The sequence below is a fragment of the Streptomyces sp. B1866 genome (assembly GCF_031932565.1).
Lineage (GTDB): Bacteria > Actinomycetota > Actinomycetes > Streptomycetales > Streptomycetaceae > Streptomyces.
In genome coordinates, this window is sequence record NZ_JAVSCF010000343.1 from 1 (window position 1) to 5,356 (window position 5,356).

The following is a 5,356-nucleotide window of genomic DNA, read 5'->3' on the forward strand; positions in this document are numbered from 1 at the left end:
GGGCCGGCGGTGGCCGCCGAGCGGGGGCCGTGACCGGGCGGCGCGGCCGTGCCGCCCGGTTCAGCCGACGCTGAAGGCGCCGCCCGGCGGTACGGGCGAGGGCGCCGCGTGCGCGTCGCGTACGGGCTCGGCGTCCGCGACGAGGCGGGCGAGCGCGGCCCCGTGGGCGACCCGGGCGGGAAAGGGGTCGCCCGCGGCGCGGCGGGCGAGGGCGTCGACGGGCAGGTCGCCGTGCGAGGCCACCAGGACCGCGTTGCCGAACCGGCGCCCGCGCAGCACCGCGGGCTCGGCGATCAGGCACAGGTGCGCGAACGCGGTGCGGAGGGTGGCCAGCTGGGAGCGGAGGAAGGCGAAGGGCGCCTGGTCGGCGACGTTGGCCGTGTAGCGGCCGCCCGGGCGCAGCACGCGCGCGGCGGCCCGCGCGTACTCGGCCGAGGTCAGGTGCGCGGGCACGCGCGAGCCGTCGAAGACGTCGGCGACGATCACGTCGGCGGACGCCTCGGGGGCCGCCTCCAGGGCCGCGCGGGCGTCCCCCGCGCGGACCGCGATCCCGGTTTCCTCCGGCCACGGCAGGTGTTCGGCGACCAGGGCGAGCAGCGGTCCGTCGGCCTCGACCACGCGCTGGCGCGAGCCGGGCCGGGTGGCCGCGACGTAGCGGGGCAGGGTGAGCGCGCCGCCGCCCAGGTGCAGCACGTCCAGCGGGCGGCCGGGCCCGGCGGCGGTGTCCAGGACGTGCGCCATCCGCCGCGCGTACTCGAACTCCAGGTGGGCGGGGTCGTCGAGGTCGACGTACGACTGCGGGGCGCCGTCGACCGTCAGCAGCCAGCCGCGCGGCCGGTCCAGGTCGGGCAGCAGCCTGGCGGTGCCGCCGTGCACGGCCCGGGTGACGGGTATCGGCTCGGCCACGGCGCGCCCACTCTCCGGCTGAAGGTCTCTGCGGTGGTCCCCATTGTCGCCGGTCGCGGCGGGCGACCGGGCGGCGGGTCGGCGGCGCTCGGCCGGGCCCGTACCACCCTGGCGGAAGCGCCCGCGCGCGGACGGCCGGCGGTACGGGCCGCCGCGCGTCCGCGATCCGGCCTATGTCCGCGACATGACAGCCACGGCGGGGCCGGGTCGGATACGCTCCATCGGTGCTCGATGCCGCCGCCCCGCCTCCGCAGCCGGCCCGGCGCCTCGTACGCGCCCTGCTGTCGCCGTGGTTCCGGCTCGGCCTGCTCGTCGCGCTGCTCGCGGGCGCGGCCGGCACGGTGTGGGCCTGGCAGCCGCAGCGGCTGCTGGCCGGGGGCTGGCCGCAGCTGTCCGGCGCGGCCTCGGTCGCCCTCTACGCGGCGGCGTACGGGTTGTGCTCCGCGGCCCTGGTGCCCCGGCCGCTGCTGAACCTGGCGGCGGGCGCGCTGTTCGGCAGCCAGGTGGGGCTCGCCTCGGCCGTCGCGGGCACGGTCCTCGGCGCGGGAGTCTCCTTCGGGCTCGGCAGGCTGCTGGGGCAGGACGCGCTGCGGCGGCTGCTGCGCGCCCGCTGGCTGGTGGCCGCCGACCGGCAGCTGAGCCGGCACGGCTTCCGGTCGATGCTCGCGATCCGGCTGCTGCCCGGCGTCCCGTTCGCCGCGGCCAACTACGGCGCCGCCGTGTCCCGGATGGGCTGGCTGCCGTTCCTGCTGGCGACGGGCCTGGGCAGCGTGCCGAACACGGCCGCGTACGTGGTGGCCGGCAGCCGCGCCTCCACGCCGACCTCCCCGGTCTTCCTGCTGGCCGCGGCCTGCGTGGCGGTGCCGGGGCTGGCCACGGCGGCGATCGCCTGGCGGCGGCGCGCCACCGCCCGCGGGAGGCGGCGGCCGGACGCGCCGGGGGCGGGGTGAGCCGACGGCCACCCGTGGTCAGCGGCACTCTGCGGACCCCCTAGCATCTAGGGCGTGTCCCAGGGACCAGGGCGGGCTCGCGACGCCCGGCACGTCCCCGGCTACCGCCGGGCTGCCCCGGCCCCGGCCGCCACCGGCAGGTACCCCCTCGCACCGCCGCGCCGACGCCCGGCCTCCCTGACCCCCGGGACACGCCCCAGGCGACCCCCCGTACGACACTGAAGGACGGCCGCACCCCGTCATGAGCTGGTTCGAATCATTCATCCTCGGGCTCGTCCAGGGGTTGACCGAGTTCCTGCCGATCTCCTCCAGCGCCCACCTGCGGCTGACGGCCGCCTTCGCGGGCTGGGACGACCCGGGTCCGGCCTTCACCGCGATCACCCAGATCGGCACGGAGCTGGCGGTCCTGATCTACTTCCGCTCGGACATCGCGCGGATCGTCTCGGCGTGGTCCCGCTCGCTGTACGACGCCGGGGCGCGCCGCGAGCACGACGCCCGGATGGGGTGGCTGGTGGTGGTGGGCTCGGTGCCCATCGGCGTGCTGGGCCTGGCGCTGAAGGACCAGATCGAGGGCCCGTTCCGCGACCTGCGGCTCATCGCCACCACGCTCGTGGTCCTGGGCGTGGTGCTGGGCGTCGCCGACCGGCTCGCGGCGCGCGACGAGACCGGCGGGCGGCACCGCGCGGCCAAGCCGCGCAAGACGCTGGAGGAGCTGACCGTACGGGACGGGCTGCTGTACGGCGTGTGCCAGGCGATGGCGCTGGTGCCGGGCGTGTCCCGGTCGGGGGCGACGATCAGCGGCGGCCTGCTGATGGGCTACACCCGCCCGGCGGCGGCCCGGTACTCGTTCCTGCTGGCGGTGCCGGCGGTGCTGGCCTCGGGCCTGTTCGAGCTGAAGGACGCCTCCGAGGGGCACACCGCGTGGGGGCCGACGCTGCTGGCGACGGTCGTCGCCTTCGCCGTCGGCTACGCCGTCATCGCGTGGTTCATGAAGTTCATTTCCACCAAGAGCTTCCTGCCCTTCGTCGCCTACCGCATCCTGCTCGGCCTGCTGCTGTTCGCACTGATCGGGTTCGACGCGCTGAGCCCGCACGCGGCCGAGCCGGACCACTGACGGCGGCGCCCGCTCAGGCGGCGGCGCGCACGATGCCCACCAGCTCGGTCAGCGACCCGATCCGCCAGTCCGCCGCGGCCGCGTCCGGCGTGTCGTGCCACAGGTGGGCCCACGGGCCGCGGCGCAGGTGCGCGGCGAGCAGGCCGGCGGCCTTCGCGGGCCGGATGTCGAGGGCCGGGTAGTCGCCGACGTACAGGGTGCGGTGCGCGGGCGCCCGCGCCAGGCCGGCGACACGGGCGAAGAAGCCGGGGTCGGGCTTGGCCACGCCCCACTCGCCGGACGTGGCGACCTCGTCCACCGGCAGGGCCAGGGCCCGCAGCAGCTCGCCGGCGCGGACCGACTGGTTCCCGGCCACCGCGACGCGCACGCCGAGCCCGCGCAGCGCGGCGAGCGCGGGCCGGACGTCCGGGTACAGGTCGGACTCGGCCAGCCGCTGCCCGCGGCCCGCGGCCTCGCGGGCGCGGGCCTCGGCGGCCACGTCGAGGCCCGGGCGGAGCAGGCGCAGCGCGTCGCCGTCGTCCCGCCCCTGCGAGACGACGGCGCCGACCAGGGCGGACAGCGTGTGCCGCGGCACTCCGAGCCAGTCGGCCCAGTCGGCCCAGTACCGGTCCTCGCGGGTGAGGGTCGAGCCGACGTCGAAGACGACGCTGTCGATCACCGGTGGCCGCCTACCCGCCGGCCGGCCCGCCGGCGCCGGGCCCGCCCCGCTCGCCGCGCTGCCAGTCGGCGTACCGGATGCGGTCGACCGGGCGCACCTGCCCGACCGCCGCCCACTCGTTGCGGCCCAGCCGCGACAGCGGGCGCAGCAGCGACACCTCGGGATGCCCGTCGACGAGGACGTCCGCGGCGACGGCCGCGTGCACGACCCGGCCGAAGACGACGGTGGAGTCCCCGAACCGCGTGGTGCTGTGCAGCTCGCACTCCAGCGCGACCGGGGAGGCGGCCACCCGCGGCGGCTTCACCCGCGAGCTCGGCTCGGTCGCGACGCCCACCTCCTGGAACTCGCTCACCCCGGGCGGGAACGCGGTCGCGGTCGCGTTGATCTGCTCCTGGAGGGGTTCGGGCGCGAGGTTGACGACGAACTCGCCGGTGTCCTCGACGTTGCGCAGCGTGTCCTTGCGGCCGGTGGAGGTGAACTGCACGATCGGCGGGCTGACACAGGCGACCGTGTAGAAGGAGTGCGGGGCCAGGTTCGCGGAACCGCAGCGACTCAGCGTGGACACCCACGCGATCGGCCGCGGGACGACCACCGCGGTGAGGAGCCGGTAGAAGGCGGTCCGGTCCAGGGTCTGCGGATCGAAGTCAACGCGCATGACCGCCAGTATCGCGCCGGGAAATCCGGCAGGCTAACACCGGATCGGCGGCACGCCCCGGCAGGGGTTTCCGGGAGGCCTTCACCACCTGAGCGGTCCGCCCGCCCGTCGCGCCGCGGACCGGACGCCTCGGCTTCCCCCGCCCGCGGAGGGAGCGGTGTCAGACCGCACCGGTACGGTCGTTCCATGAGAGCCACGGGAACCTTCACCGTCACAGCGTTCGTCCCGACCGGGCTGAAACCGGACCCGGCCGTGTCCACGGGGCTTCCGGTGGGTGTCGCGACGATGGAGAAGCACTTCGAGGGCGAGGTGGCCGGTCGCTCGGCGACCCTGTTCACCGCCGCGTTCGACCAGACGACCGGCGTGGGCACCTACGTGGCGATGGAGTCGTTCGAGGGGTCGCTGTGCGGCCGGGCCGGCGCCTTCAACTTCGTGCACTCGGCGACGACGTCCGGCGGCGACCGCACCGCGGAGTTCTTCACCATCGTGCCCGCGAGCGGCACGGGAGAGCTGGCCGGGATCTCGGGCTCGGGAGGAATAGCCGTCGACGCTGAGGGGACGCACCGGATCTGGTTCGACTGCGCGTGGGAGTGAGCCGGCGGCAGACGGCGCTCACGCGGCGCGGGCTGTCGGCCTCCGCCCGCGCGCCGTGCCGGCCGGCGGCGGCCCCGGTGCGCAGGTGCCCCGGCCCCGGCGGGACCGCGCGGACGGCGTCTGCGGGGACGGGCCGCGGAATGCCGCGTTCTGTCCCTGGTGCCATACTCGAAGCGACCGCCCGTACGCCCGCCGTCCGCCGGCGGCACGGCGGCGGAGGCCGCCCTCTCCGCCCGGCGGGCCGGTTACGGCCAAGGGTGAGATGGACCCAGATGCAGCGACCTGAGCCCGCCCAGGACGGTTCTGGCCGCCAGGACGCCCTCCCCGACGAGGCGTCCACGGCCCGGGCCGTCGTCGACGACCGCGGCGCGGTGGCGGAGTGGAGCGACGGCGCGCGGGGCCTGCTGGGCTACACCGCCGCGGAGGTCGTGGGCCGGGCCGCCGCGGCGCTGCTCGCCGACCGGGCCGCCGCCGCGGCG

The 5,356-nt window shown here is 76.9% G+C and carries 7 protein-coding genes; 4 read left to right on the forward strand and 3 right to left on the reverse strand.

Annotated elements, in window-relative coordinates:
* Nucleotides 1-60 precede the first annotated feature (60 nt).
* Nucleotides 61-906: a fused MFS/spermidine synthase gene (locus RKE29_RS27570; protein ID WP_312008392.1), complete on the reverse strand. Its 846-nt coding sequence runs from the start codon at nucleotides 904-906 to the stop codon at nucleotides 61-63.
* A 224-nt stretch (nucleotides 907-1,130) separates the two neighbouring features.
* On the opposite strand from RKE29_RS27570, the gene RKE29_RS27575 reads away from it, so the two are divergent.
* Together RKE29_RS27575 and RKE29_RS27580 are read left to right on the forward strand one after the other, a co-directional pair.
* The gene (locus tag RKE29_RS27575; RefSeq protein ID WP_312008393.1) at nucleotides 1,131-1,856 is read left to right on the forward strand and encodes a VTT domain-containing protein; all 726 of its coding nucleotides are present in this window, start codon (nucleotides 1,131-1,133) and stop codon (nucleotides 1,854-1,856) included.
* Between the two features lie 241 nt (nucleotides 1,857-2,097).
* Nucleotides 2,098-2,970: an undecaprenyl-diphosphate phosphatase gene (locus RKE29_RS27580; protein ID WP_312008394.1), complete on the forward strand. Its 873-nt coding sequence runs from the start codon at nucleotides 2,098-2,100 to the stop codon at nucleotides 2,968-2,970.
* Between the two features lie 13 nt (nucleotides 2,971-2,983).
* On the opposite strand, the gene RKE29_RS27585 is transcribed toward RKE29_RS27580, so the two are convergent.
* Together RKE29_RS27585 and RKE29_RS27590 are read right to left on the reverse strand one after the other, a co-directional pair.
* Nucleotides 2,984-3,628: an HAD-IA family hydrolase gene (locus RKE29_RS27585; RefSeq protein WP_312008395.1), complete on the reverse strand. Its 645-nt coding sequence runs from the start codon at nucleotides 3,626-3,628 to the stop codon at nucleotides 2,984-2,986.
* Nucleotides 3,629-3,638: 10 nt separating this feature from the next.
* Complete coding sequence (locus RKE29_RS27590; protein ID WP_312008396.1) at nucleotides 3,639-4,283, reverse strand: flavin reductase family protein; 645 nt, start codon at nucleotides 4,281-4,283, stop codon at nucleotides 3,639-3,641.
* A 186-nt stretch (nucleotides 4,284-4,469) separates the two neighbouring features.
* Here RKE29_RS27590 and RKE29_RS27595 point away from each other — a divergent pair, with 186 nt between their 5' ends.
* Both RKE29_RS27595 and RKE29_RS27600 read left to right on the forward strand, forming a co-directional pair.
* Nucleotides 4,470-4,877, forward strand: coding sequence for a DUF3224 domain-containing protein (locus RKE29_RS27595; protein WP_312008397.1), 408 nt, complete (start codon nucleotides 4,470-4,472; stop codon nucleotides 4,875-4,877).
* A 272-nt stretch (nucleotides 4,878-5,149) separates the two neighbouring features.
* On the forward strand, nucleotides 5,150-5,356 hold a 207-nt coding region (locus tag RKE29_RS27600; RefSeq protein WP_312008398.1), incomplete at its 3' end, for a PAS domain-containing protein.

Excerpts from the sequence above, each read along its gene's own strand:
- RKE29_RS27595 (WP_312008397.1), top strand. The coding sequence starts at position 4,470 with ATGAGAGCCACGGGAACCTTCACCGTCACAGCGTTCGTCCCGACCGGG.
- RKE29_RS27590 (WP_312008396.1), bottom strand. The coding sequence starts at position 4,283 with ATGCGCGTTGACTTCGATCCGCAGACCCTGGACCGGACCGCCTTCTAC.
- RKE29_RS27580 (WP_312008394.1), top strand. The coding sequence starts at position 2,098 with ATGAGCTGGTTCGAATCATTCATCCTCGGGCTCGTCCAGGGGTTGACC.